Annotated in this window: 30 protein-coding genes; 19 read left to right on the top strand and 11 right to left on the bottom strand. The window is 64.2% G+C overall.

Annotated elements, in window-relative coordinates; translation table 11 throughout:
* The first annotated feature begins 126 nt into the window (after nt 1–126).
* The 7 genes from JQ621_RS18845 (at nt 127) to JQ621_RS18815 (ending at nt 7,314) form a co-directional block, all read left to right on the top strand.
* Nucleotides 127–1,041, top strand: a complete 915-nt coding sequence (locus JQ621_RS18845) for a LysR substrate-binding domain-containing protein (RefSeq protein WP_212236161.1) — start codon at nt 127–129, stop codon at nt 1,039–1,041.
* A gap of 92 nt (nt 1,042–1,133) precedes the next feature.
* Complete coding sequence (locus JQ621_RS18840) at nt 1,134–1,361, top strand: hypothetical protein (protein ID WP_212236160.1); 228 nt, start codon at nt 1,134–1,136, stop codon at nt 1,359–1,361.
* Between the two features lie 48 nt (nt 1,362–1,409).
* Nucleotides 1,410–1,640: a hypothetical protein gene (locus JQ621_RS18835; RefSeq protein WP_212236159.1), complete on the top strand. Its 231-nt coding sequence runs from the start codon at nt 1,410–1,412 to the stop codon at nt 1,638–1,640.
* A gap of 126 nt (nt 1,641–1,766) precedes the next feature.
* Nucleotides 1,767–3,116, top strand: coding sequence for a metallophosphoesterase family protein (locus tag JQ621_RS18830; protein ID WP_212236158.1), 1,350 nt, complete (start codon nt 1,767–1,769; stop codon nt 3,114–3,116).
* A 103-nt stretch (nt 3,117–3,219) separates the two neighbouring features.
* Complete coding sequence (gene uvrB, locus JQ621_RS18825) at nt 3,220–6,219, top strand: excinuclease ABC subunit UvrB (protein WP_212236157.1); 3,000 nt, start codon at nt 3,220–3,222, stop codon at nt 6,217–6,219.
* Complete coding sequence (locus JQ621_RS18820; protein WP_312015424.1) at nt 6,204–7,025, top strand: DpnI domain-containing protein; 822 nt, start codon at nt 6,204–6,206, stop codon at nt 7,023–7,025. The genes uvrB and JQ621_RS18820 overlap by 16 nt, the downstream gene beginning before the upstream one ends.
* A 7-nt stretch (nt 7,026–7,032) precedes the next feature.
* Complete coding sequence (locus tag JQ621_RS18815; protein WP_212236156.1) at nt 7,033–7,314, top strand: hypothetical protein; 282 nt, start codon at nt 7,033–7,035, stop codon at nt 7,312–7,314.
* 79 nt (nt 7,315–7,393) lie between these two features.
* On the opposite strand, the gene JQ621_RS18810 is transcribed toward JQ621_RS18815, so the two are convergent.
* The 3 genes from JQ621_RS18810 to JQ621_RS18800 all read right to left on the bottom strand — a co-directional run bounded on the left by JQ621_RS18810 (nt 7,394) and on the right by JQ621_RS18800 (nt 8,625).
* Nucleotides 7,394–7,780 carry a hypothetical protein gene (locus tag JQ621_RS18810; RefSeq protein WP_212236155.1) on the bottom strand — a complete coding sequence of 129 codons (387 nt, stop codon included), beginning with the start codon at nt 7,778–7,780 and terminating at the stop codon, nt 7,394–7,396.
* A 334-nt stretch (nt 7,781–8,114) separates the two neighbouring features.
* Entirely contained in the window at nt 8,115–8,294 is a 180-nt protein-coding gene (locus tag JQ621_RS18805; protein WP_212236154.1) for a hypothetical protein, read from the bottom strand.
* A 94-nt stretch (nt 8,295–8,388) separates the two neighbouring features.
* Complete coding sequence (locus JQ621_RS18800; RefSeq protein ID WP_212236153.1) at nt 8,389–8,625, bottom strand: hypothetical protein; 237 nt, start codon at nt 8,623–8,625, stop codon at nt 8,389–8,391.
* A 386-nt stretch (nt 8,626–9,011) separates the two neighbouring features.
* On the opposite strand from JQ621_RS18800, the gene JQ621_RS18795 reads away from it, so the two are divergent.
* The 3 genes from JQ621_RS18795 to JQ621_RS18785 all read left to right on the top strand — a co-directional run bounded on the left by JQ621_RS18795 (nt 9,012) and on the right by JQ621_RS18785 (nt 11,331).
* Nucleotides 9,012–9,452 carry a nuclear transport factor 2 family protein gene (locus tag JQ621_RS18795; RefSeq protein WP_212236152.1) on the top strand — a complete coding sequence of 147 codons (441 nt, stop codon included), beginning with the start codon at nt 9,012–9,014 and terminating at the stop codon, nt 9,450–9,452.
* 284 nt (nt 9,453–9,736) lie between these two features.
* Nucleotides 9,737–10,657, top strand: coding sequence for a hypothetical protein (locus tag JQ621_RS18790; protein ID WP_212236151.1), 921 nt, complete (start codon nt 9,737–9,739; stop codon nt 10,655–10,657).
* Between the two features lie 245 nt (nt 10,658–10,902).
* The gene (locus JQ621_RS18785; RefSeq protein ID WP_212236150.1) at nt 10,903–11,331 is read left to right on the top strand and encodes a hypothetical protein; all 429 of its coding nucleotides are present in this window, start codon (nt 10,903–10,905) and stop codon (nt 11,329–11,331) included.
* Nucleotides 11,332–11,855: 524 nt separating this feature from the next.
* Here JQ621_RS18785 and JQ621_RS18780 read toward each other — a convergent pair.
* The 3 genes from JQ621_RS18780 to JQ621_RS18770 all read right to left on the bottom strand — a co-directional run bounded on the left by JQ621_RS18780 (nt 11,856) and on the right by JQ621_RS18770 (nt 13,135).
* The gene (locus tag JQ621_RS18780) at nt 11,856–12,002 is read right to left on the bottom strand and encodes a hypothetical protein (RefSeq protein ID WP_200512972.1); all 147 of its coding nucleotides are present in this window, start codon (nt 12,000–12,002) and stop codon (nt 11,856–11,858) included.
* A 201-nt stretch (nt 12,003–12,203) separates the two neighbouring features.
* On the bottom strand, nt 12,204–12,683 hold the full coding sequence (locus JQ621_RS18775; RefSeq protein WP_212236149.1) for a MaoC family dehydratase: 480 nt from the start codon (nt 12,681–12,683) through the stop codon (nt 12,204–12,206).
* Nucleotides 12,683–13,135, bottom strand: a complete 453-nt coding sequence (locus JQ621_RS18770; protein WP_212236148.1) for a MaoC family dehydratase — start codon at nt 13,133–13,135, stop codon at nt 12,683–12,685. Before JQ621_RS18770 ends, JQ621_RS18775 begins: the two co-directional genes overlap by 1 nt.
* Before the next feature lie 159 nt (nt 13,136–13,294).
* On the opposite strand from JQ621_RS18770, the gene JQ621_RS18765 reads away from it, so the two are divergent.
* On the top strand, nt 13,295–13,591 hold the full coding sequence (locus JQ621_RS18765) for a DUF4282 domain-containing protein (protein WP_212236147.1): 297 nt from the start codon (nt 13,295–13,297) through the stop codon (nt 13,589–13,591).
* Between the two features lie 115 nt (nt 13,592–13,706).
* On the opposite strand, the gene ychF is transcribed toward JQ621_RS18765, so the two are convergent.
* The 4 genes from ychF to JQ621_RS18745 form a co-directional block, all read right to left on the bottom strand.
* Entirely contained in the window at nt 13,707–14,804 is a 1,098-nt protein-coding gene (gene ychF / locus JQ621_RS18760; protein ID WP_212236146.1) for a redox-regulated ATPase YchF, read from the bottom strand.
* A gap of 5 nt (nt 14,805–14,809) precedes the next feature.
* Entirely contained in the window at nt 14,810–15,415 is a 606-nt protein-coding gene (gene pth / locus JQ621_RS18755) for an aminoacyl-tRNA hydrolase (RefSeq protein ID WP_212236145.1), read from the bottom strand.
* 55 nt (nt 15,416–15,470) lie between these two features.
* The gene (locus tag JQ621_RS18750) at nt 15,471–16,214 is read right to left on the bottom strand and encodes a 50S ribosomal protein L25/general stress protein Ctc (protein ID WP_212236144.1); all 744 of its coding nucleotides are present in this window, start codon (nt 16,212–16,214) and stop codon (nt 15,471–15,473) included.
* A 214-nt stretch (nt 16,215–16,428) separates the two neighbouring features.
* Nucleotides 16,429–16,680, bottom strand: a complete 252-nt coding sequence (locus JQ621_RS18745) for an accessory factor UbiK family protein (protein WP_212236143.1) — start codon at nt 16,678–16,680, stop codon at nt 16,429–16,431.
* 207 nt (nt 16,681–16,887) lie between these two features.
* Here JQ621_RS18745 and JQ621_RS18740 point away from each other — a divergent pair, with 207 nt between their 5' ends.
* The 8 genes from JQ621_RS18740 (at nt 16,888) to JQ621_RS18705 (ending at nt 24,527) form a co-directional block, all read left to right on the top strand.
* The gene (locus tag JQ621_RS18740) at nt 16,888–17,625 is read left to right on the top strand and encodes a dienelactone hydrolase family protein (protein ID WP_212236142.1); all 738 of its coding nucleotides are present in this window, start codon (nt 16,888–16,890) and stop codon (nt 17,623–17,625) included.
* A gap of 2 nt (nt 17,626–17,627) precedes the next feature.
* Nucleotides 17,628–18,473 (top strand): prolipoprotein diacylglyceryl transferase, encoded by an 846-nt coding sequence (gene lgt, locus JQ621_RS18735; protein WP_212236141.1) that lies wholly within the window; start codon nt 17,628–17,630, stop codon nt 18,471–18,473.
* Between the two features lie 21 nt (nt 18,474–18,494).
* Nucleotides 18,495–19,613, top strand: a complete 1,119-nt coding sequence (locus tag JQ621_RS18730; RefSeq protein ID WP_212236140.1) for a class I SAM-dependent methyltransferase — start codon at nt 18,495–18,497, stop codon at nt 19,611–19,613.
* Nucleotides 19,610–20,377 carry a peptidoglycan editing factor PgeF gene (gene pgeF, locus JQ621_RS18725; protein ID WP_212236139.1) on the top strand — a complete coding sequence of 256 codons (768 nt, stop codon included), beginning with the start codon at nt 19,610–19,612 and terminating at the stop codon, nt 20,375–20,377. The genes JQ621_RS18730 and pgeF overlap by 4 nt, the downstream gene beginning before the upstream one ends.
* Nucleotides 20,378–20,498: 121 nt before the next feature.
* Nucleotides 20,499–21,119: a hypothetical protein gene (locus JQ621_RS18720; protein ID WP_212236138.1), complete on the top strand. Its 621-nt coding sequence runs from the start codon at nt 20,499–20,501 to the stop codon at nt 21,117–21,119.
* Nucleotides 21,120–21,312: 193 nt separating this feature from the next.
* Nucleotides 21,313–22,266 carry a ribose-phosphate pyrophosphokinase gene (locus JQ621_RS18715; protein ID WP_212236137.1) on the top strand — a complete coding sequence of 318 codons (954 nt, stop codon included), beginning with the start codon at nt 21,313–21,315 and terminating at the stop codon, nt 22,264–22,266.
* Nucleotides 22,267–22,467: 201 nt separating this feature from the next.
* A complete protein-coding gene (locus JQ621_RS18710; RefSeq protein WP_212236136.1) occupies nt 22,468–23,496 on the top strand; it encodes a putative zinc-binding metallopeptidase in 1,029 nt (342 codons plus the stop codon).
* Nucleotides 23,493–24,527 carry a D-alanine--D-alanine ligase family protein gene (locus tag JQ621_RS18705; protein ID WP_212236135.1) on the top strand — a complete coding sequence of 345 codons (1,035 nt, stop codon included), beginning with the start codon at nt 23,493–23,495 and terminating at the stop codon, nt 24,525–24,527. Before JQ621_RS18710 ends, JQ621_RS18705 begins: the two co-directional genes overlap by 4 nt.
* 8 nt (nt 24,528–24,535) lie before the next feature.
* On the opposite strand, the gene JQ621_RS18700 is transcribed toward JQ621_RS18705, so the two are convergent.
* Nucleotides 24,536–25,621 (bottom strand): serine hydrolase domain-containing protein, encoded by a 1,086-nt coding sequence (locus JQ621_RS18700; RefSeq protein ID WP_212236134.1) that lies wholly within the window; start codon nt 25,619–25,621, stop codon nt 24,536–24,538.
* Nucleotides 25,622–25,684 lie beyond the last annotated feature (63 nt).

The raw sequence follows: 25,684 nt of genomic DNA, 5'->3' as shown, positions 1-25,684 counted from the left end.
AGGCGAAGATGCGGCAGGCGCCTCGAAATCAACTTGGAATTACGCTCATTCGTGTGCCTCGCTTGCTCGTCTTGCGCAAACTGAGTTATCTTGGCCTGGCATCAGCTTTCCTGAGGGTCGGTTCATTTGCGGCGGCTGCTCTTTCTCAACGGCATCAAGGCATTCGAGGCGGCGGCGCGGACCGGCAGCTTTGCTGCGGCCGGCCTCGAACTGAGCGTGTCGGCGGCTGCCGTCAGCCGCATGGTGCATCTGCTCGAAGAGCGGCTCGGCGTCGCGCTGTTCGAGCGCAAGGCCAACAAGCTGGTCCTGACGCAGGCAGGCCGGGCCTATCAAAGCGGGCTGACGCCGATCTTCGATGCGCTCGCCAGCCTGACCGCGCAGGTGACGGCGCCATCAGGCCTGCGCGTGCTCACCATCGGCGTCGGCCATACCTTTGCGATGCGCTGGCTGATCCCGCGGCTGTCGGAGTTTCGCAGCGAAGAACCCGACATCGAAGTGCGCTTCACCACGGGCGGCGCCGAGGTGCCGTTCGGCGAGGACTGGAGTTGCGGCATCAAGCTCGGGACAGGCGACTGGCCGGGCCTGGTCGCCGAGCCGCTGTTCGCGGGCGATTTGACGCCGGTCTGCGTGCCGCGCCTCGCCAGCGGCCTGAAGCGGCCGGCGGACCTGAAAGGGCCCGGCCTGATCCGCGTGACGCATTCGCCGGAGGATTGGCCGATTTGGCTCAGGGCCGCGAACCTTGGCCGCATCAACGCGCGCGGGCCGGAGTTCCAATTCTACGGCCAGGCGCTGCAGGCCGCGGCCGACGGGCTCGGTATCGCCATGGGCATCCGCCCTTATATCGACGACGACCTTGCCGCGGGCCGGCTGGTGGCGCCGTTCGACCTCTCGGTGCCCAAGGGCATGCGCTGGTACCTGATCTACCGCAGTTTCCAGACCGAACAGCGCGATTTTGCCGCGTTTCGCCGCTGGATCATGCGGGCTGCGGCGGAACCCGCGGCCCGGCCGCGGCGGTCCGGCCGCGCTGCCGGGCGGGGCTAGAAAAAGCCGGCCGCTTGTGAACCGCTTCACACGTCGTAATCCGCAATCGTGGTCCTCTAACCCTCCGACAGGAGAGCATTTGGGGACGACCTATGACGACGCTTTACGACGGCTTTGACATCGAATCCTTCGAAGCTGGCAAGGGACTGTGGCACGCCCGGATCCGCCGCGCCGATTTCAGCCCGGTTGCCATCGACGGCGTGCTGTTTCCGACCATGGAAGTCGGCTTCGCCTGGCCTGATCCGGAGGCAGCCATCGCCGACGCCAAGAACCACATCGACCGCTTCCGCCGGCACGCCGACGAGAACGACGACGAATAGGCAGGCGAGATCGCAACAAGGCTGAAGGACAACAGGGAACACCGGTTCATGTCAGTCATCGAATACGACGACCCTTCGCAGCCGAGAATTTATTCCCGCGAGGTGCTGGCAATATGCCCGGAATGCGACGGCGATCTCGCGGTGCTCCGTGTGATCGGCGGCCGCGCCGGGTGCGAGTACTGGGCCATGCGCTGCACCGATTGCGGCGGGATTCATCTCGACATCCTGGAGCCGCGTTTGACTGTCGTCGACGGCGACGGGCCGCTGCCGGCGGCGTGATGCTTGCCGGCCGGCACGGCGGCGGTAGCCGGCTGATGCCGGCACCGGACGATTCTGCGGGTGTCGTCTCAAGGTTGCAACAATCATAAAATACGCTTCCGGCCTGTCGGACATGGAGATCCTGCAATGGTCAGACGCTCTCACACCCACCTTCCCGACCCGATTTTTCACGAACCTATTTTCGGCGAAACAGACAAGCTGCCGGATCCCAACGGCTTTTCGACAGCGCATCCGAGCGACGGGCAGCTCTACAAGGAGATCGGTGACCTCCTGACCAAGGACGTCGTCGCGGTTCCGCCATCGCGCGCGGCCGTCGACGCCGTCGTTCCGCTCGCCGACGCCTATGGAAGCCACGGCCCCGCGGTCACCAAGCTGATCGAGGATGCCGGCAAGATCATCTTTCACGCGCTCGGCGATTCCGGCGCATCGAACGTGCGCAAATATGCCAACGAGCTGCACGTCGCCGACCAGGTGACGCTCGATGCCGCGTCCTCGACGGGCGGCAACCGGCCGGCCTTCCTGTTCCATCTCGGCGACGTCGTCTACGATTTCGGCGAGGCGCAATATTATTACGATCAGTTCTACGACCCGTTCCGCAATTATCCCGCCCCGATCTTCGCGATCCCCGGCAATCACGACTCCTTCGTGGTGCCGAATACGCCGGAAGGGGAAGAGCCGCTGGCGATCTTCCAGCGCAATTTCTGCGCACAGAAGTTCGGTATCACCGCGGAGGCGCGGTCGCTGCACCGCACCGCGATGCTCCAGCCCGGGGTCTATTTCACCCTCGACGCTCCCTTTGTCCGCATCATCGGCCTGTTCAGCAACGCGCTGGAAGATCCCGGCGTGATCTCGAATCTCGACGGGAAGTGGCCGACCGTATCCAACGTCCAGATCGACTTCCTCCGCGCGCAGCTGAAGAAGATCAAGACCGATGGTTACAAGGGCGCGGTTCTGCTCGCCACGCATCACCCGCCATTCAGCTACTCTCCGCCGGACACTGGCAGCGGAACCGGCGGCAACCACGGGTCCAGCACGGTGATGCTCCAGCAGATCGACAAGGTCTGCCACGACGAAGGCGTCTATCCGCACGCTTTCCTGGCGGCCCACGCCCACAACTACCAGCGCTATACGCGCATCGTCGCGTTCGGGGGCAAGGAGATCGACGTCCCGTTCATCGTGTGCGGCGACGGCGGTCACAACGTCAATCCGCTGGTGCGGGCCGCACGCGGCCATCCTGCGCAGGAGCCGCACGCCGGCTCGGACGTGGGATATCTCGAGGGCAAGCACCGGCCGTCATGGGCCAAGCAGCTCCTGCTCGAGAAATACGACGACCAGAACTACGGCTATCTGCGCGTTCACGTCGACAAGGAGGAGCTGAAGATCGGCTTCCACCAGGTCGGCGTGCGCACGCTGGCGCAGTCCCGCTATGACATGGTGACCGTGAACCTCGCCGATCACACCATGGTCGCGAACTAGGACGCGGGAGAGCTCCAGGCTGCTGCCAACCTGCTGTCAGCAGCCTGCACGGGAACGTGTCTTCGCCCTTTTCTGGGCAGCGGACTCGCCCCATATTCGCGTCATGGCGAAGAACCCAGCTCCCCCAAAATCCCCGAAATCCAAGGCTTCGAATTCCAAGGCTCCGAAATCCCAGGCTCCGAGATCCAAGGCTCCGAATTCGAAGGCCCATCGGCCCGATGTGCAGCCGATCGGGCCAGCCTTGGCCGAGCTGCTGAATCCCGCGATCAATCGCGGTGATGCCGGGCTGGGATCGGGCACCGGGCTGCAGCCGCCACCGGACAATTCGCGCGATCGCCGCGCCGGAGGCGAGGCCGCCGCGCATCGGGCGCGCGCCTCGACGCCGAAAGAGTTTCCGCAGGATAGTAACAGGCCGATGCCACTGCGGCCCAATCCGCAGCCGGCGGGGGCTCGCGCCTCGGCCGAGGGCTTCGACGAGGCGCCGCAGGCTAATTACGGCACCGCCGCCACGATCCCGACACTCGATCCGGAACTGGCGCGTCAGCTCGGTTTTCCCACCGAGGAGGACGATGCCGAGGCACTGGCGCGGCCGCCGCGGAACAAGATGGAGGCGCTCGGCGTCAAGGCGACCGCGGATGCGCTGGAGTCGCTGATCCGCGAGGGCCGGCCGGAGTTCCGCAAGGGCGACGGCTCGATCAAAGTGTGGACCCCGCATCGGCCGCCGCGCCCGGAAAAGTCCGAAGGCGGCGTGCGCTTCGAGATCAAGTCGCATTACGAACCGCGCGGCGACCAGCCGACCGCGATCGCCGAGCTGGTCGAAGGCATCCAGCGCAACGAGCGCAGCCAGGTGCTGCTCGGCGTCACCGGAAGCGGCAAGACCTACACCATGGCCAAGGTGATCGAGGCGACGCAGCGCCCCGCCATCATCCTTGCGCCGAACAAGACGCTGGCCGCCCAGCTCTATGGCGAGTTCAAGAACTTCTTCCCCGACAACGCGGTCGAATATTTCGTCTCGTATTACGACTACTACCAGCCGGAAGCCTACGTTCCGCGCACCGACACCTATATCGAGAAGGACTCGTCCATCAACGAGCAGATCGACCGCATGCGCCACTCGGCGACGCGCGCGCTGCTCGAGCGCGATGACGTCATCATCGTCGCGTCGGTGTCGTGCATCTACGGTATCGGCTCGGTCGAGACCTACACCGCGATGACGTTTGCGCTGAAGAAGGGCGAGCGCATCGACCAGCGCCAGCTGATCGCCGACCTCGTCGCGCTGCAGTACAAGCGCACCCAGGCCGACTTTACCCGCGGCACCTTCCGGGTCAGAGGCGACGTCATCGACATCTTCCCGGCGCACTATGAAGACCGCGCCTGGCGCGTGAATCTGTTCGGCGACACCATCGAGACCATCGAGGAGTTCGATCCGCTCACCGGCCACAAGCAGGACGAGCTCGAATTCATCAAGATGTACGCCAATTCGCACTATGTGACGCCGCGCCCGACGCTGGTGCAGGCGATCAAGTCGATCAAGTCGGAATTGAAGCTGCGGCTGGACCAGCTCAACAACCAGGGGCGCCTCCTGGAGGCGCAGCGGCTCGAGCAGCGCACCACCTTCGATCTCGAGATGATGGAGGCGACCGGAAGCTGCGCCGGCATCGAGAACTATTCGCGCTATCTGACCGGGCGCCTGCCCGGCGAGCCGCCGCCGACGCTGTTCGAATACGTGCCCGACAACGGGCTGGTGTTCGCCGACGAAAGCCACGTCACCATCCCGCAGATCGGCGCCATGTTCAAAGGCGACTTCCGCCGCAAGGCGACGCTGGCCGAATACGGTTTCCGCCTGCCCTCCTGCATGGACAACCGCCCGCTCCGCTTCGAGGAATGGGACATGATGCGGCCGCAGACCATCGCGGTGTCGGCGACCCCGAGCAGCTGGGAGCTGAACGAGAGCGGCGGCGTGTTCGTCGAGCAGGTCATCCGTCCGACCGGGTTGATCGATCCTCCCGTCGATATTCGCCCCGCCCGCACCCAGGTCGACGATCTCGTCGGCGAGGTGCGCGCCACCGCGCAGGCCGGCTATCGCTCGCTGATCACGGTGCTGACCAAGCGCATGGCGGAGGATCTCACCGAATATCTGCACGAGCAGGGCATTCGCGTCCGCTACATGCACAGCGATATCGACACGATCGAGCGCATTGAGATCATCAGGGATTTGCGTCTCGGTGCCTTCGACGCGCTGGTCGGCATCAACCTGCTGCGCGAGGGCCTCGACATTCCCGAATGCGCGCTGGTGGCGATCCTCGATGCCGACAAGGAAGGCTTTCTGCGCAGCGAGACCTCGCTGATCCAGACCATCGGCCGCGCCGCGCGCAACGTCGACGGCAAGGTCATTCTCTATGCCGACCAGATGACGGGCTCGATGGAGCGCGCCATCGCCGAGACCAATCGCCGCCGCGAGAAGCAGGTCGAGTACAACACCGCCAACGGCATCACGCCGGAGAGCGTGAAGAAGCAGATCGGCGACATCCTCAACTCCGTCTATGAGCGCGACCACGTGCTGGTCGAGGTCGGCGGCCACGACATGACCGACGACGTCATCTCGATCGGCCACAATTTCGAAGCCGTGCTCGCCGATCTCGAAACGCGGATGCGCGAGGCCGCCGCCGATCTGAACTTCGAGGAGGCGGCGCGCCTGCGCGACGAGGTCAAGCGCCTGCGCGCCACCGAGCTTGCGGTCGTCGACGACCCCACCGCCAAGCAGCGCACCGTCGCCGGCAAGGCCGGCGCCTATGCCGGCACCAGGAAATACGGCGACGCCGCCAATCTGCCCGTCAGCGCCATGAAGAAAAAGACTGTAGGCTCCGCGCTGAAGGCGAGCGGTGGCAGCGGCTCGAAAGTGCACAAGCCGCATCTCGACGAGATGCACGGCCCGGAATCACTGCCCTATCGCGGGGATCGCGCACTGCCGGCCAAGCCGTTCGGCGGCAACAGCCGGATCATCCAGCCGACCGACTCGCGGCAATCAGGCCCGGAGTTCGGACCGGCGCCGAAGTCGACCGGCGGGATGCCGGGGCGGCGGGGTGGGTGGAAGAAGAGGTAGTCGCTGGAACTTCGGAAGAGTTTCGCTACTCTGGAACCATGAAACTCGGCTTCGAAGAAACCCAATCCCCCTATACCAGCGGCACGCAAAGCGCGCGCGCATGGACCGAAGCTTGGGTCGGCGCATGGGCCTACTGCCCGCACTGCGGCAACGCCAAGATGTCGCAATTTCCGAACAACAGCCCCGTCGCTGATTTTCTCTGTCTGTCTTGCAGCGAAGAGTTCGAGCTGAAGAGTCAGAAAGGAAAGTTCGGACCCAAGGTATCGGACGGCGCGTACAAGACGAAATGCGAGCGGCTAGCCGCCAGCAACAACCCTAATCTGTTGCTGATGAACTGCGACCGCAACGCGTTGGCAGTCGTGAACCTGTTCATCGTGCCAAAGCACTTCTTTGTCCCCGAGATTATTCAGCAACGAAAGCCTCTTGCTGCGACTGCGCGCCGGGCCGGATGGATAGGGTCGAACATTTTGCTGAGCAAAGTGCCGGAGTCCGGCAAAATCCATATCGTTCGGAACGGTATGATCCGACCCAAAGAGCAGGTCCTCGAAGATTGGCAAAAGACTCTGTTCTTGAGGAGCGCGTCGCTTGAGGCGCGCGGATGGCTTCTGGACGTCATGAGATGCGTGGAATCTTTGGGCAAGCGTGAATTCACGCTTGAAGACGTATATGATTTCGAACGGCATCTTGGCGATCTCTATCCCGGCAACCAGAATATCAAGCCGAAGATACGGCAGCAGCTTCAGTATCTGCGCGACCGTGGTTTTATCGAGTTTGTGTCTCGCGGCAATTATCGCTTGAAGTCGTAGGAGCGCCATGGCCTGGTTCCTGAACTTTTACCGATGTGAACGCTGCAGGAAGATTTGGACGGATGAATGGTCGTGCACCTGTGACGACCAATGCCCGCACTGCGGCTTCCGGGATATGACGCCATTCAACAGCGAAGACTTGACCGAACTCATCGTGGAAGAGAGCGGCAAATTCGTTGTGCTGCGCTCGTCGGAGGAAGCGGAGGACGATCCAGAGTACCAGGAGCTTGGCCGCTTCTCGACACGCGATGCGGCGAAGGAATTCCTGCGCTCACACCAGCCGAATTGACGTGCCTTCCTGGTTATGGATTCCGGGCTCGCCGCTTCGCGGCGCCCCGGAATGACGGGCGGAGAGATCGTTCACGCCCTCACCCCACGCTCGCCGTCACCACGGCCATCACCGACAGCATCAGCACGATCGCGACCAGTTGCAGCGAGGCGGCCGGGTGGGTGCGCCATTCCATGATCTTGTCGGAGAGTGACAGCGTGCCATCGAAGAATGTTGGTTCGTAGAGCGTCTTGAACAGCGCCGGAACGCTCGGCCCGATTGTGACCGCGATCATCGCGTGAACCAGCGCGGCGACGGTGACGAAGATGGCGACGCCGCCGTCGCCGACGAGGTCGTGGTCGCCGCACAGTTTGAGCAGCAGCGCGGCGGCGGCGAACGTCGGAAAGCTCTGGAAGATCACGGTCAGCGCAAAGCCTTCGAGCGCGTTGCGCAGGCGGGACTTTTTCGCGGCGGCGGTGACAGCCATGGCGCGTCTCCTTGATGACGTGCGGATGACGTTAGCCGCAGCGGGAGACACGCGATGTGAGCCGGCTCACGCCCGGCCATGTGCGAGACGGGCCGCAGCGGAACTAGAGTGTGATGACTTTCGGTTGAATCGCTGCGAGCCGCGGACTCGAATTACCTCTCCCGTAGGGAGAGGTCGGATCGCATCGTGAGATGCGGTCCTGGCGAGGGCTTACGTCTCACTGAGTGCTGCGGCCCCTCACCCAGATTGCTCGGGCGCGCAATTGCGCGCCAAAGCAATCACCTCTCCCCGCTGGAGAGAGGTGAACCGCCGACCGGACTTGATTTCATCACCTCTAGAGCTGGCGGAAGAAGACCAGATAGATGGCAACGCCAATCGTCGAGAACGACAGCAGGACGCCAAGCCAGTTGTATTTGACGCCCTGCGAACGGAACGCGTTTCCAACGAACGCGACGAGGAAATACACGAACAAGATTGCGAGAACGACGCCCCACAAGGACTTCACGACGGCCATCGTCCCTCGCCCGATTCAACCCCAGCGTTTGCGAATGGAGTTTACCATCGGCGCGCGCGGGATAGAAGGCCGCGGGTGCGAGGTTTTTCGCGCGCTACAGCTTGCCCTGCCCGTTCACCTGGCTCTGCTGTTGCTGCTGCTTGTCCTGCTCGTTGGCGCGGTGGCGGCCGTAGAGGCAGCCGGCGGCAGCGCCAAGCATGCCGTGATGGCCGGCATAATGGCCGGCGACACCGCCGACGATGGCGCCCTTGATGCAGCCCTTGGCGCTTGCGGCGGAGGTCGCGCCCAGCATGAGAAGCGCGGCGGTGACGGCGAGAAGCGGGGATTTCATGGATGTCTCCTGCGGTGTTCGGCACCTCAACGAATGCGAGCCGGCTGGGTTCCAGCGATCGCCGCTTGGTGAGACAGGCGAGCTCGCGCAGGTCCGCCTCCTCATGAACCTCCCTCGCTTGTCCTCAGACCCATTCTCCAGGCGTTGTGCACGCCACGGGAGCCCGCCCGGCAAACGATGCGCGGCCGAAGCCGAGACCGGTAGAATACGGGGTCCTATTGCAAATTTCACACTTTGCGCTCACTTGTGCATTGCAAAAACGTGATTTGAGTTTTTCCAGAAATCCCGTATTTGTTCGTACACAAATGAATTGAGCAGCCCCTCGGCACCTTACTGTGCATGGGGTTGTTTTCCGTTTTTCGCTTTCCGTTTCAGGACGCCCCAAAATGACAGAGCACAGCCTCTGGCGTTTCTCGCGCGCGTTGCACCGCGCGATCAACGACCGGCATTTCGAGGACATCGAAACCCTGATCGACGAGGACGTCGAATGGGCGATCTATGGCCCGATCGACATGTTTCCGTTCCTCGGCGCGCGCCAGGGCAAGGCGGCCGTGCTCCAGGTCATCCGCCAGCTCGCCGACAATTTCCGCGTCCGTCGCTTCGAGCGCGAGAGCATCATGCTGGGCGTCGATGCCGCCTCCTCGATGCTGCGCTATTCGCTGACGGCGCTGGATTCCGACAAGCCGATCTCCTTGCGCGTCGCACAGTTCGCCCAGTTCAGGGCTGACAGGCTCGTCAGCATGCGCGTGCTGGTCGATACCTTCGACCTGGTCGAGCAGGCACTCGGCCGCGCCATTCATCTGCCGAAGATGACCCGCGTCGGCTGAGGGGGACACCAACGGGCTCCGAGAGTTCGGGACCGGTTGATTGATGCTCCCATGACGCGTGCTGGCCTCCAGCCCCGCCGGACGCCGTCGTGGAGATGCTCGTCATCGGGCGCGCGCTTGCCGCGCGGCCCGTTGGTTCGTCATTTCTGAAAGTCATGTCTGAAGGTCTTGTCTGAAGGTCTTGTCTGAAAGTCTTGCCGCTTTCAAAACGTCGCGGCCTGCGCCATAATTTTGCAACGATAGCGCCGCATCCTGTGCGCGAACTGGGCTCGCGGGCAGAGGTTATGGAATTCACGACAGGTTACGGCTGGACCAGGCTGCCGCTGGCCGCCGCGTTCATTTTCGGCGCGGTGCTGACGGCCCGGGCGCAGATCATTCCGCCCTTCTCCCCTCCGCCCGCCGCGACCGCGCCCGAGGACGATGAGGCCGAGGTCGCCGAGACCCCCAGCGTCAACGACGCCGATGTGCTCAAGGGCATCGATGTCGACAAGCTCGACTGGAGCCAGCTCGCCATCGACGCCGGCACGCTCAGCGACCTCCTCAAAGCCAGGAAGCGCGCGCAGGCCGCCGCCAGGGATGGGATGGACTGGTCGTCCAACCCCAATGCCAACGGCTCCGCCGGGGTGAAGGTCAAGCAGTCGGTGTCCTCGTTCTGGGACACCCGCATCGGCGCCGACATGACGGTGGCGAAGGAGCCGACCACGATGTCGGAGCTGCTGGCGCAGAAGGCCGAAAATGGCGGCAACCTGCCGCAATCCTCCGGCAGCGCCTGGGCCGCCGCGACCGCGCCGGGCGCGGGTCCGGTCTGGGACAAGACTGCGGTGGAAGCCCGCGTCGATCCCGGTGCCGAGCAAAGCAAGCTCGGCGCATCGCTGACCAAATCAGTGCCGCTGTCGGGCGACACGTCGCTGACGCTGCAGCACGGCTACAGCGTCAACCAGCAGGGCACCACAGCGCTGCCCGGCGTCGGCGGCCGCGTCACCCGCAATTACGAGACCGACCAGTCGGCGAAGGTCACGATCACCGACACCGGCACCAGCATCTCCGCCGGCCAGACCATGTCGACCACCGACGACAAATGGCTGCGCAAGGTCGGCGCCGAACAGAAGCTGTTCGACAATGTCACCGTCTCCGGCTCGTTCGGCGAGACCCCGCAAGGCGCGATCAACAAGAGCGTGACGGCCGGCTTCAAGAAGAGCTGGTGACTCTTTCGCCTCTCCCCGCGCGCGGGGCGAGGGAGTGAAGCAGCGCCCGAGCCGCGCATTTCCATCGCCATTGCCAGCGTTCAGACTTCCGTAACCATGCGCCACGGCAAGGCCCCCGAATGGTCCGCCCTTGCCGCATCTCGGCCCTGTTGCGGTCAAAATCCGACGCCCATGATGCACGGCCTGACACACATCGTCGTGCGGGGGACACTCGCGCTGCGCTCAACGCGAACAGGGGAATAACGATGAACGCCATGCGTCCGGAAAAGACCGAGACCACCGAGACCGAGACGGTCGACAGCAATCTCGCCGCCGTGACGGAAGTCGAAGCCGGCATCCGCGATTTCGTCCGCAACGATATCGCCTATCTGCGCCGGCCGGCCGCACCCACGACCACCGCCGACGCACCGCCGCTCGATCCGAGCGCGGAAGCCACCGTCACCAACGTCAACTCGCTGATCCAGCGCGTCGCCGGCACCTCGCTTGCCGAGATCGAGAATCTGATCTCCGAGCTCGAGAGCCTGCGCGACCTGCTCCATGCCGAAGGCCAGCGCGTCCAGCGTGAGATCTCGGGCTACGCCCAGCTCAGCCAGGCGGCCATGAAGTCGACCCGCATGATCGCCGACAACGTCGCCCAGTGGAAGCGCGCCGCCGACGGCCTGCGCAACAGCTGATCGCAAGGACGCGACATCATCGGCCGCCGCGTTCCGCAAAGGGGCGCGGCGGTTTTGATTCCGGGGGCATGACAGACAAAGGTGTCGTCGCGCGCCTTGTGCGCAATTGCGCACTGGGGCGGGCGATCCAGTATTCCAGAGACGGCGAGGATAGAACCGAGAGGCTGCGGCGTACTGGATGCCCCCGCCGTCGCGGGGCATGGCAGCGGAGGATGAGGTTCGCGCTGCGTAACCCAACCCGGCCCCGCTTTGAACCCTCCCGGCACCAGCGCCGACCAATGCCAAGCGCCCGTGCGGCTGACCGCCGGGCCTTGGGGACATTTTCAGATGCAGAGCATCCGGCCCGATAACACGGACCCGATACCGCTACGGCCCGCACCGAGCCAGTTCGGGACCATCATGATGCGGTTTGTCGGGCTGCTGGCTGTTGCGATTGCGATATTGGCGTTCGTCTATAGCCGCTGAGAACGGGAGGCCGTTGCGGCCCGCGCGGAGGCCATTTCGTGGCCGCGCGGAGTTAACCGCTAACGGCTCGCCTCGACCGTCGAGGCTTCCAGGGTGTAGGCGCCGTCGGCGTAGCCCTTCACCACCATGCCGGCAATCAGCATCACGGCGAGCGTCGCGGTCGCGAAGATAAATCCAACCAACTTCAGTGCGCCGCGGTCTGCCATCGTGCTCGTCCCCTGTCCTCTGCCCGGTTCGTTCAAATAGACAGCGACAGGTTCATAATTGGTTAGCAACTCGATGGTTCCGGCAGCCGCTTCGCGAAGGCCGGCCATCTCGTGAAGGCTTATGGCAGCCACCCTGAATCGCGTCCATAGCGCGCGGGCAACACTCGCGCGCTGTTTTCAGCCGTTCATGTTGGAACAGGTCTAACCGCCCATCTTCATCGGCACGAAGGCGCTGGCGGTGATGGAATACACCTCCTCGCCGCGCTGGTTGGTGCCGGTGGTCCGGGCGGTCAGGATGCCCCAGCCAGGGCGCGAGGCGGAACTGCGCTTGTCGATGACCTCGTTGGAATAGCTGATGATGTCGCCTGCCAGCACCGGCTTGATCCAGCGCAGGTCGCGAAAGCCGGGTGACGGCCCCCACACTGCGACCTCCTCGCCGCGCGCAGCGGCTTCGCGCGCCAGGCGTTGGCCATCGGCGACAAGCAGGCTCATGCAGGCCGAGCCGACATGCCAGCCGGACGCAGCGAGCCCGCCGAACAGCGAGTTCTTGCCCTCCTCCTCGTCGAGATGAAAGCGCTGCGGATCGAACTTGGCGGCAAAGGCCTTGATGGACTCCGCCGTGAACGTATAGGCGCCGATGTCACGGCGCTGGCCGATCTCGATGTCTTCGAAGAACCGCATCAGGCCGCTCCCGCGCGCCGCTCGATCAGGATCGGCGAGGTCATCTCGCCCAGCGCCTCGCCTTTGGCGTTGCGCACGGTGCACTTGAACTTGACGATGCCGAGGTTCGGCCGGCTCTTCGAGGTCCTTGCCTCGAGCACGTCGACGTCGAGCGTGAGGTCGTCGCCGGGCCTGAGCGGCGCGAGCCAGCGCACCTCGTCGACCCCTGGCGATCCCAGCGACGCGGCGCGGGTGATAAAACCATCGGCCATCATCCGCATCATCAGCGAGCAGAGGTGCCAGCCCGAACCGGACAGGCCGCGCAGCATGCTCTTGCTGGCAGCCTCCTCATCAAGGTGCATGGGCTGCGGATCGAACTCGGCGGCAAACGCCAAGATCTCGTCGCGGGTGACATGGCGCGGGCCGAACGTTCCGTAACGGCCGGGCGGGAAATCTTCGAAGGTCAGGGTCATCGTGGAAAAGCTTTGCGGGAGGACAGATTGTGGCCGCACTTTGCGGCAATCTCAACCCGCCGGTCCGCATGGCTCATGCTACATTCGGCGAGTCGGGCCGGCCCTGTCTCATTGTCGGATTGACGCAGGCCGGGGGCGCCATTTGCCCGGGGGAGAGAGATGTTTTCATTCAGCGACCTGTTTCAATGGGACCGCTTCATCACGCCGACGATCATCAAGACCTTCTACTGGCTGGTGATCGGCGTGATCTGCCTGTTCGGACTCTCCGGGATCTTCGCCGGCCTCACCGCGATGGCGATCAGCCCGTTTGGCGGTTTCCTGGTCGTGCTGGAATCGATCGCGGGGGTCGTCGTCGGCGTGGTGTTCTCACGCATCGCCGCGGAATTGATTCTGATCGTATTCCGCATCAACGAGCATCTCGGCGCGATCAGGGATCAGGGCGGCGGGATAAGGTAGACCGTCATTCCGGGGCGCCTTGAAGAGGCGAGCCCGGACTCCATTGTGCCTCAGAGCAAGTGGATGAATGTATTCCGGGTTCGCGCTTCGCGCGCCCCGGAATGACAATCCGTGCTTACGTATTAAACCGGAAATGCATCACGTCGCCATCGGCGACGACATATTCCTTGCCTTCGAGGCGCAGCTTGCCGGCATCGCGCGCACCGGCTTCGCCGTTGAACGTGACGTAGTCCTCATAGGCGATGGTTTCAGCGCGGATAAAACCCTTTTCGAAATCGGTATGGATCACACCGGCCGCGGCCGGCGCCTTGGTGCCGCGATGGATGGTCCAGGCGCGCGCTTCCTTCGGGCCCACCGTGAAATAGGTGATGAGGTCCAGCAGCGTGTAGCCGGCGCGGATCAGGCGATCGAGGCCGGCCTCTTCCAGGCCCAGTGTCTCCAGGAAGTCGGTGCGCTCCTCGCGCGAGATGGTGGCGATCTCGGATTCGATCTTGGCGGAGATGACGACGGCGATGGCGCCTTCCTTGGCGGCCTGGTCCTGCACCGCCTTCGAGAACGCGTTGCCTGTGGCGGCCGAGCCTTCCTCGACATTGCAGACATAGAGCACGGGCTTGGACGACAAGAGGCCGAGCATGCCGAAGGCGCGCTCCTCTTCCGCCTTGCGCTCGACGAGGCGCGCCGGCTTGCCGTCGCGCAGAAGCACCAGCGTGCGGTTGACGAGGTCGAGTTGCTCCTTGGCGTCCTTGTCGTTGCCCTTGGCCTTCTTGGTGAGGTTGTCGACACGCTTCTCGAGGCTGTCGAGGTCGGCGAGCATCAGCTCGGTCTCGATGGTCTCGATGTCCGCGAGCGGGGCGATCTTGCCCTCGACATGCGTGATGTCGGAGTCCTCGAAGCAGCGCACCACATGCGCAATCGCATCGACCTCGCGGATATTGGCCAGGAACTGGTTGCCGAGGCCTTCACCCTTGGAGGCGCCGCGCACCAGGCCAGCGATGTCGACGAAGGTCAGCCGGGTCGGGATGATCTGCGCCGATTTGGCGATAGCCGCGAGCTTGTCGAGCCTGGGATCGGGCACCGCGACCTCGCCGACATTCGGCTCGATGGTGCAGAACGGATAGTTCGCCGCCTGTGCGGCGGCCGTCTCGGTCAGCGCGTTGAACAAGGTCGACTTCCCGACATTGGGCAGTCCGACGATTCCGCATTTGAATCCCACGAGCGTTATTCCTTGCCGTTCTCGTCCTTGGTCAAAAATCCCTTCGCCTGCATCGCCAGATGCACCCTGTTGGCGAAGGTCGCGTCGGTCCCCGTGGCGACCAGTGCCGCGTGCTCGGCCACGGCCTCGCAGAGCGTCGTCACCCAGTCATTGTCGGCCTTGGCGAAGTCCGACAGCACATGGCCGTGCACCAGTTCCTTGACCCCGGGATGACCGATGCCGAGCCTGACACGGCGGTACTCGTTGCCGATATGGGCCGAGATCGAGCGCAGACCGTTGTGCCCGGCAATGCCGCCGCCGATCTTCACCCGCACCTTGCCCGGCGGCAGCTCGAGCTCGTCGTGAAACACGGTGGTGTCGCCAGGCGCGATCTTGAAGAAGCTCGCCGCTTCCTGCACCGAGCGACCAGAGTCGTTCATGTAGGTCGTGGGCTTGAGCAGGATCACGCGCTCAGGTCCAAGCGTGCCTTCCGACGTCTCGCCCTGAAAGCGACGGCGCCATGGTGCGAAACCATGACGCCGCGCAATCTCGTCGACGGCCATGAAGCCGATATTGTGCCGGTTGCGTGCGTATTTCGCGCCGGGATTGCCGAGCCCAACAAAGAGTCGCATGACGCGGCGCCCCTCGCTGGTACGCGGTCAAAGACCGCGCGCCAGCTATGAGAGATTACTTCTTCTTGTCGCCGCCGGCGGGAGCCTTGGCAGCCGGAGCCTTGGCCGCCGCCGCCGGAGCAGCAGCACCCGCAGCCGGAGCCGCAGCGCCAGCCGCCGGAGCAGCCGCACCAGCCGCCGGAGCCGCGCCACCAGCAGCAGCCGCAGCCGCGGCCTTCTGCTCTTCGGCGTAGCCGGACGGCGGCACGATGGTGACGAGGGTCGCGTCCTCGGCAGTCAGTGCCCTGACGCCGGCCGGCAGCTTGATGTCGGCGAGATGAAGGGAGTGGCCGATCTCGAGCGAGCCGACATCGGCCTCGATGTATTGCGGGATGTTCTCGACGCCGCACTCGAGCTCGATCGCGTGGGCGACGATGTTGACGGCGCCGCCGCGCTTCACGCCAGGCGAACCTTCCGCCTTCACGACATGCAGCGGAACGCTGATGCGGATGGTGGCGCCTTCGCCAAGACGCATGAAGTCGACGTGAATCGGGAAGTCCTTGACCGGATCGAGGTGGTAGTCGCGCGGAATCACGCGATGCTTCTTGCCGTCGAGTTCGACGTCCACCAACGTGGTCAGGAACCGGCCCGCAAGGATGCGCTGGCGCAGGTCACGATCGTCAACCGAGATCGGGAGCGGGGGCTGGTTGTCACCATAGATCACTCCGGGCACTCTGCCGGCGCGACGCTCAGCCCGGGCGGCCCCCTTGCCGCTCTTCGGACGTGCGGTCGCCTTCAATTCCTTGACGGTCGTCGCCATAGTCTAAGTCCTTGTTTTTGCAAAAGTTAATGGGCCGCAAGGCGGCCCATGGTGTACGCCGCAGCAAGCCTCCAGGGGTGCGGGGGCCGCGGACGTGGCGGGCTTTTAGCCGGAAGAGGCGGAAATGACAAGGAGAATGGGCGGGCCCTGGGTTCCTACCCTCCCCGAGCGTAGCTCGCCCGGACCCCTCCAGGGGAGGGTAAGAAAGGCGCCCCTACCCGCCGAGTTTGGCCTCCAGAGCGGCGATGCGCGCCTTCAGGGCCTCGTTCTCCTCGCGCGCCAGACCGGCCATGTCCTTGACCGCCTCGAACTCCTCGCGCTTGACCAGGTCCATGTCGCGCAGGAACTTCTCGGCCTGGTTGCGCATCACGGTGTCGAACTCACGCTTGACGCCCTGGGCGGCGCCCGCAGCGTCGTTCATCATGCGGCCGATCTCGTCGAAAAACCGGTTGGTGGTCTGGGTCATGTCGGTCTCCTGATCGGTCTCTTGAGAGCTCTCTTAAGGGCTCTCTTGGCGGCCCCGATGAACTTTGCGCGAGTGCGCGAAAAGACAATGGCAATCCACGGTGACAGGTTCAAGGGCCGATCGGCGGTATCCTTGTCATGCCCCGGTTTCCTTGCAATCGTGTTCAACGTCCCTGCATAACGGGAATCACAAGGCGGAACGCAAGAGATGATCGAGCAGCAGATCGCAATTCCCACCAGGGACGGCCATACCGCGACCTTCATTGTCCATCCCGAGCGCGGCGGACCGTTCCCGGTCATCCTGTTCTACATGGACGCGCCGGCGATCCGCGAGGAGCTGCGCGACATGGCGCGCCGGCTCGCGACCTCGGGCTATTACGTGATGCTGCCGAACCTCTATTACCGCTCCGGCGTGATGGAGCTCGGCGCACTGCCGGCCGATCCGAACGCACCGGAGCGCAAGCGGATGTTCCAGCTCATGGCCTCGCTCGACATTCCCATGATCATGGACGACACACGCGCGCTGCTCACCTACGCCGAGGGTCAGGAGGCTGCGAACACCAAAATCGTCGGCACCGTCGGCTACTGCATGAGCGGCCGCTACGCCGTCAACGCCGCCACGCATTTCCCCGATCGCGTCAAGGCCGCCGCCTCGGTCTACGGCACGCAGCTTGCGACCGATCAGGACGACAGCCCGCATCTCGCAGCCAGCAAGACCAAGGCCGAGCTCTATTTCGCCTGCGCCGAGACCGACATCTATGCGCCAACCGAGATCATCGAGAAGGTGAAGCAGGGCATGAGCGGCGCAAAAGCCGAGGTCGAGATCTATCCCGGCACCCATCATGGCTTCGCCTTTCCCAAGCGCCCGGTCTATGACCGCGACGCCGCCGAGCGGCATTGGGAGCGCCTGCTGGCGCTCTACCGCCGCAATCTCGTCCAGCAATAGCGATGCCCTTACTGCTCATCGACTTCCCGTCCTTCAACCCGATCGCGGTGGCGATCGGGCCGTTCGCGATCCGCTGGTACGCTCTGGCCTATATCGGCGGCATCGTCATCGGCTGGCTCTATGCGCGCTCGCTGCTCAAGACCGAGCGGCTGTGGGGCGGACCTGCGCCGATGTCGCTGGTGCAAATCGACGACTTCATCCTCTGGGTCACGCTCGGCATCATCCTGGGCGGCCGCACCGGCTATGTGCTGTTCTACAATCTGCCGTTCTTCATCGATCACCCCGTCGCGATCTTCCGGCTGTGGGAAGGCGGCATGTCGTTCCATGGCGGCTTCCTCGGCTGCGTCGTCGCGGTGATGTGGTTTGCTCATCGTAACCGCATCTCGATCCTCTCGCTCGGCGACATCACCACCGCGGTCGCCCCGATCGGGCTGCTGCTCGGGCGCATCGCCAATTTCATCAACGGCGAATTGTGGGGCCGCGCCACCGATGCGAGCCTGCCCTGGGCCATGATCTTTCCCAGCGATCCCTCGCATCTGCCGCGCCATCCGAGCCAGCTCTACGAGGCCGGCATGGAGGGCATCCTGCTGTTCGCCGTGCTCGCGATCATGATCCGCCTCGGCGCGCTGAAGCGCCCCGGCATGGTCCTCGGTGCCTTCATCCTGATCTACGGCCTGACCCGCATCGCCGGCGAGCATTTTCGGGAGCCGGACGTGCAGCTCGGCTTCCTCTGGGGCGGATTAACCATGGGCATGCTGCTGTCGATCCCGATGCTTATCGTCGGCGCTATACTTATTGTATGGGCTGTCAGGCGCGGTGCGCCCAAGCCCGCCACCGCCATCCGTTAATTCATTTCGAGACAACAGCTCGTGACCGAACAGCCACTGCTCAACGAGATCAAGGCGCTGATCAAATCCTCAGGCCCCATGCCGGTCTGGCGATACATGGAGATGTGCCTGATGCATCCGCGCTACGGCTATTACGTCTCGCGCGATCCGCTCGGCCGTGAGGGCGATTTCACCACCGCGCCCGAAGTCAGCCAGATGTTCGGCGAGCTCCTGGGATTGTGGACCGCCTCGGTCTGGAAGCAGATGGGCTCGCCGCAATCGCTGCGGCTGATCGAGATCGGTCCCGGCCGTGGCACCATGATGGCGGACGCACTGCGCGCGCTTCGCGTGCTGCCGCCGCTCTATCAGGGGCTCAGCGTTCATCTGGTCGAGGTCAATCCGGTGCTGCGCGAGCGGCAGGGTGCGACATTGTCGGGCGTGCGCAACATCGCATGGCACGACAGCATCGACGACGTGCCCGATGGTCCCAGCATCATTCTCGCCAATGAATATTTCGATGTGCTGCCGATTCACCAGATGGTGAAGCGCGAAGACGGCTGGCACGAGCGTGTGATCGACGTCGACGTCAATGGCAAGCTCCAGTTCGGCGCGGCAGCCGACCCGACGCCGCGCTTCGACGTGCTGCTGCCATCCCTGGTGCGCGCCGCACCTGTCGGCGCGGTGTTCGAGTGGCGGCCCGATACGGAGATCATGAAGCTCGCCACCCGCGTGCGCGACCAGGACGGCGCGGCGCTGATCATCGACTACGGCCATTTGCGCAGCGATGCCGGCGACACCTTCCAGGCCATCGCACGCCATACCTTCACCGATCCCCTGAAGGCGCCGGGCCAGGCCGACGTCACCGCTCATGTCGACTTCCAGGCGCTCGCGCGCGCGGCCGAGGACGTCGGCGCCCGTGTGCACGGACCGGTCACGCAAGGTGACTTCCTCAAGCGCGTCGGCATCGACACCCGCGCGGCTGCGCTGATGCAGAAGGCGACGCCGGAAGTGGCCACTGACATTTCCGTTGCGCTGAAACGGCTGACCGACACCGGACGCAGCGGCATGGGGTCAATGTTCAAGGTGCTCGGCATCTCCGAGCCGCGGCTGACGGGCCTTGCGGGTCTCAGCGATCTCGAAAAGGCCGGAGGCAATTTATGACCCTCACCTCGTCGCTGCTGTCGGCCGTGCCTGGCCTGCGCCATTGCTTCTTCACGCGTGAAGGCGGCGTCTCCAGCGGCATCTATTCTGCGCTCAATGGCGGGCTCGGCTCCAACGACGATCAGGCCCTTGTTGCCGAGAACCGCCGCCGCATGGCCGAACATGTCGGCGTCGCAGCCGACCGCTTCCTCAGCCTGCATCAGATCCACTCGCCCGACGTCCTCGTCGCCGCGACGCCCTGGCCGAGCGGACCGCGGCCGAAGGGCGACGCGATGGTGACCAAAATGCCCGGCATCGCGCTCGGCGTCTCCACCGCAGATTGCGGGCCGGTGCTGTTCGTCGATCCCAACGCGCGGGTCATCGGCGGCGCCCATGCCGGCTGGAAGGGCGCGCTGACCGGCGTGCTGGAGTCCACGATTGCGGCGATGGAAAAGCTCGGCGCAACACGGAGCGGCATCATCGCCGCGATCGGCCCCCTGATCCGGCAAGAGAGCTACGAGGTCGGCAACGAGTTCGTTGCGCGCTTCATCGAAGCCGATGCAGACAACGCCGTGTTCTTCATCCCTTCGGTGCGCGAGGGCCACGCGATGTTCGATCTCGCCGGCTTCATCCGCAAGCGTCTGGAAGCTGCCGGCATATTGATGATCGACGACCTCGGTCTCGACACTTACGCCGACGAGCGCTTCTTCAGCTATCGCCGCTCGGTGCATCGCAAGGAGCCGGATTACGGCCGGCACGTTCACGCGATCGCGCTGGAAGGGTGAACACACAGGCAACATTGACGATCATCGTTCCGGGATTCGCGAAGCCAGAACCCGGAATGACGGTGCGCTGTGGCGCCTCCGCCCTAGACGTTAATCGATTTTAACGATATCGCTGCCCTCAATGAGGGAAGCGTCATCCATGTTGCGCCGCGCAGGTTCGCGCGTGCTGGCGGCCATGCTGCTGGCCGCAGCGACCGTGCTGGCCGGCTGCGCCGGAAGCGGCGGCAATGCCGCCAACTCCTACGCGATGGCCACGCCGAGCGCCGGCTCCGGGGCGACGGTTGCTTTCGAATCGATCGACGGACCGCCGCCGCAGGTGTTCGACCGCATGGTCGGCGTGCTCGACAGCGAATCCAAGCTGCGCAGCCTCTCGATCGTCTCCCGCGAGGGGTCGGCGGCCTACCGCGTGCGCAGCTACCTCTCCGCCCAGGTGGTGCGGGGCAAGACCGTAATCGCCTGGGTCTGGGACGTCTACGACGCCAACCAGCAGCGGGCGCTGCGCCTGTCCGGCGAGGAACCGACCGCAACCAGGGGCGGTCGCGATCCCTGGCAAGCCGCCGATGACCTCGTGCTGCGGAAGATCGCCCAGGCCGGATTCAGCGGGCTTTCCAATATGATCAACGGAACGCCAGATGCGCCGGGCTCGGTCCCAGGGCTGCGCGGACCCGCGGTAGCGAGCGTGGCGCCTGAAACACATGCCGCTGAGCCGCCGGCCACGGCGCTCGGCTATGCCCAGCAATAACCACCGCTAAACCACGGGCCCAATTCTCGGGCAAACCGTTGGTCCGACTCAGGATTTTCAGAGGGAAAACGTAGCATCCCGGGTTGCCATCGCGGCCCCCGGCCTGATATTTCCTCGCCCGTCGTAACCGTGCTGCCAGTGGGTATCTGTGATGTTGAACGTCGTATCCAGCAAAGCGCGGGAGGAAGCGTCCATGTTGGCCAAGAACGGCTCCATCAAGCTTGTCGCCGGCAACTCCAATCCCGCGCTCGCACAAGCGATCGCGCAGGGATTGGACCTGCCGCTGACCAAGGCGGTGGTGCGGCGTTTCGCCGACATGGAGATCTTCGTCGAGATCCAGGAGAACGTTCGCGGCTCGGATGCCTTCATCATCCAGTCCACCTCGTTCCCGGCAAACGACCATCTGATGGAATTGCTGATCATCACCGACGCGCTGCGCCGCTCTTCGGCGCGTCGCATCACCGCGGTGGTGCCCTATTTCGGCTACGCCCGCCAGGATCGCAAGTCCGGCTCGCGCACGCCGATCTCGGCCAAGCTCGTCGCCAATCTGATCACCCATGCCGGCGTCGACCGCGTCATGACGCTCGACCTGCATGCGACCCAGATCCAGGGCTTCTTCGACATCCCGACCGACAATTTGTTCGCTGCCCCCGTGATGGTGCGCGACATCCGCGAACGTTTCGACCTCGGCAAGGTGATGGTGGTCTCGCCTGACGTCGGCGGCGTGGCCCGCGCCCGCGGCCTTGCCAAGCGCATCAACACCCCGCTCGCGATCGTCGACAAGCGTCGCGAGCGTCCGGGCGAATCCGAAGTCATGAACGTGATCGGCGACGTCTCCGGCTACAGCTGCATCCTGGTCGACGACATCGTCGATTCCGGCGGCACGCTGGTGAACGCGGCTGACGCGCTGATCGCCAAGGGCGCCAAGGAGGTCTACGCCTACATCACCCACGGCGTCCTCTCCGGCGGCGCGGCGGCCCGCATCGCCGGCTCGAGACTGAAGGAACTCGTCATCACCGATTCGATCCTGCCGACGGAAGCGGTGACCAAGGCGCCAAACATCCGCACGTTGCCGATCGCCAGCCTGATCTCGGATGCGATCGCGCGCACCGCGGCGGAAGAGTCGGTGTCGAGCCTGTTCGACTAGTTTTTCGACCCCGAAAAGTCTCGTAGGGTGGGCAAAGGCGCAAAGCGCCGTGCCCACCATTCCTGCATGATGGATACAGATCGTGGGCACGCTTCGCTTTGCCCACCCTACGGCATCGAACCCTGCCCGCCCCCACGGGTTGTTGCCGGCTGCCGCCCATGACATCATCGTGACATCGAGTCATCCCTGCCTGGGTACAAGATGCCGCGCCGGAAATTCGCTTGGGAAAAGCTATCTGACGAGCAGCTGCTCCAGCAGCGCCTGAGCAGCCTGAGGGTGACAATCGAAGGCACCTGGCTCGAAGACTGCATCGGCACGCTCTACGAAGAGCTCGAAGAGCGCGGCATCCGGCTCCGGCCGCACACATGGATCTCGAGCGAGTGGTTCAGTCCGGGAGACGTGCCCGGCATCGCCATCCCGTTCTATCTCGCCCATCCCCGCCTGATGAAGCTCGAGAAGAAGATGATGTTTGACGTCGAGGGCGGAACCACGCGCGAGTGCATGGCCATCCTGCGACACGAAGCCGGCCACGCCATCCAGCACGGCTTCCAGCTGCAGCGGCGCCGGCGCTGGCAACAATTGTTCGGGCCCTCGTCAAGGCACTATCCGCGCTACTACCGGCCCAATCCGGCGAGCCGGCGTTACGTCCAGCACCTTCGGCTCTGGTACGCGCAGAGCCACCCGGACGAGGACTTTGCCGAGACGTTCGCGGTGTGGCTGCGGCCGCGCTCGAACTGGCGCACGCGGTATGCCGGCTGGCCCGCGCTGAAGAAGCTCGAATATGTGGACGAGCTGATGGGCGAGATCGCGGGGAAGCGACCGGTGATCACGACACGCGAGCGCCTCGATCCGCTCGGCAAGCTCAGCCAGACGCTCGAAGAGCACTACAAGAAGAAACAGGCGTTCTACGCCTTCACGGCACCCAAGACCTACGACCGCGACCTCTCCCGACTGTTCTCCGCCGACCCGCGGCATCATCGCTCTCGGCCCGCGTCCAGCCTGATCAGGCGGCATCGCGCCCAGATCAGACGGCTGGTCGCGCGGTGGACCGGCGAGAACCAGCTCACGCTCGATGCCGTGCTTGACGACATGATCTCCCGCTGCCGCGAGCTCGACTTGCGCGCGGTGGGCTCCGAACAGAAGCTCGTTCTCGATTTCACTGTCCTCGTGACCGCCAAGACGATGCACGCGCTGTTTGGCCCGTCTCGGCGCAAATGGATCGCGCTATGAGACGGCTCCGTATTCTGGTCTTGATGCATCCGGACTTCATGCCGCCGGACTCCTCCGACGGATACACGCCGCAGGAAATCAACAACTGGAAGACGGAATACGACGTGGTGAGCACTTTGCGTGCGGCAGGCCACGAGGTACGCGCGCTCGGAGCGCAGGATGAAATCAAGCCGGTGCGCGAGGCGATCGAAGAATTCAAGCCACACATCGTGTTCACGTTGCTGGAGGAGTTCCACAACAACGTCGCCTATGACCAGCACATCGCCAGCTATCTCGAGCTGATGAAGGTGCCCTATACCGGGTGCAATCCGCGCGGCCTGATCCTGGCGCGCGGCAAGGATCTGTCCAAGACGCTGGTGCATCACCGCCGCATCGCGGTGCCGGCGTTCGCCGTTTTCCCGATGCGCCGCAAGGTGAAGCGCCCGACACGCCTTGCGCTGCCGCTGATCGTCAAGAGCCTTAACATGGATGGCTCTGCCGGCATTTCTCAGGCATCCATCGTTGATACCGACGAAAAGCTCGCCGAGCGCGTCGCCTTCATCCACGATCGGAGCGAGACGGCCGCCATCGCCGAGCAATTCATCGAGGGCCGCGAGCTCTATGTCGGCGTGCTCGGCAACAACCGCCTGCGCGTGCTGCCGATCTGGGAATTGAAATTCGGCAGCATGGGCGGGCGCAGCTCGCGTCACATCGCCACTGAAAAGGCCAAGCACGACACCGACTACCAGGAACGCGTCGGCATCGTCGACGGGCCGGCGAAAGATCTTGCGCCCGAAGTCACGGCACGCATCCAGCGCGCCGCGAAACGCATCTACCGGGCGCTCGGCCTCGACGGTTATGCGCGCATCGACTTCCGCCTCGCCGCCGACGGCACGCCGTATTTCATCGAAGCCAACCCCAACCCCGAGATCGCCAAGAGCCAGGAATTCGCGACGGCGGCGCTGCACGACGGGCTAACGTACAAGGATTTGCTCCATCGCATCCTGACGCTCGGCATCAGCCGGGCCAAAGCGGGTGTCTCGCTGGGGTGAGCCGGGGCTCAGGTGAATCCCGGCAGCACCACGTCCTCCAAGAGTGCGATCAACACGGCGGCCTGCTGCTGCCCGGGTCGTCCATAATTTCCGCAGTGGATAACGAAGGCGAGATCACGCGCCGGAATCACGTACAGATACTGGCCGCCCCAGCCGATGCCGCCATACCAATGCAGCGGTCGTGCCGTGGCGAAATCGCCCATGTACCATTGATAGCCGTAATCGCGGCCAACCCGGGTCTGGACGACAGGCGTGGTCACACGCTTCACCCAATCGGCCGGAACGAGGGACTTTCCGTTCCAGCGGCCATTCGCCAGCATCAGCTCCCCGATCTTGACGAGGTCGCGCGGCAACAGACGCGCGCCTGACGCCGCACGCGGTTCACCGTCGCGGCCGACGCTCCAGTCGGACGGGCCAAAGCCTATTGGATCGAACAGCACCCGGCGGCAATAGGCCGGCAAAGCTTCGCCGGTGCCCTTGGCGATGAGCCGCCCGAGCAGTGCGGTGGCGCCGCCACAATAGGTCCACTTCACGCCAGGCTCGCCGACGATCGGCCGCTCCAGGATGTACCGATAACGATCAGACGCGGCCTCCATCGCCATCTCGTTGTTGCGTGGATCGCCGTAGGGGATGATCAGTTCATCCCATTCGAAGCCGAGCGTCATCGAGAGCACATGATGGATCGTAACCTTGCCGCGGCCTGGCTGCGCGGCGAGATCGGCATATTCCGGAAACTGCGCGTAGAGCTTCGCATCGGGCGGCGGCACCTTGCCTTCGGCGAGCGCAATGCCATAGGCGAGACCGACGATGCTTTTGGACACCGAACGCAGATCGTGCAGCACGTCAGCGCCGAACGCGACATGACCGAGCGGCCGGTCCCAGCCCTGGTCCTCGCCTTCCCCGTAGTGCTCGAACACCAGCTTGCCGCCCTGGCTCACCAGGAAGGCGTGCAGACCCGGCAGCTTTCCGGCTCGCTCGAGTGCAGCGAGGCGCTCGGCCGTATCGGATGATGCAGCCACGGCAGGCATGGCCCATGGCAGAGCCACGCTCGCACCAAGACCAGCCAGCAGATGACGACGGTTGAGAGAAGCCATAACTCGTTTCCTCCGGAATGAGGTATTCACAGGTACCTTGCAATACATAGTACCTTGCTATAT

The organism is Bradyrhizobium manausense (assembly GCF_018129685.1).
Lineage (GTDB): Bacteria > Pseudomonadota > Alphaproteobacteria > Rhizobiales > Xanthobacteraceae > Bradyrhizobium > Bradyrhizobium manausense_D.
Note: the sequence above shows the minus strand (reverse complement) of the source record. Positions and strands in the feature narration are given on the sequence as shown.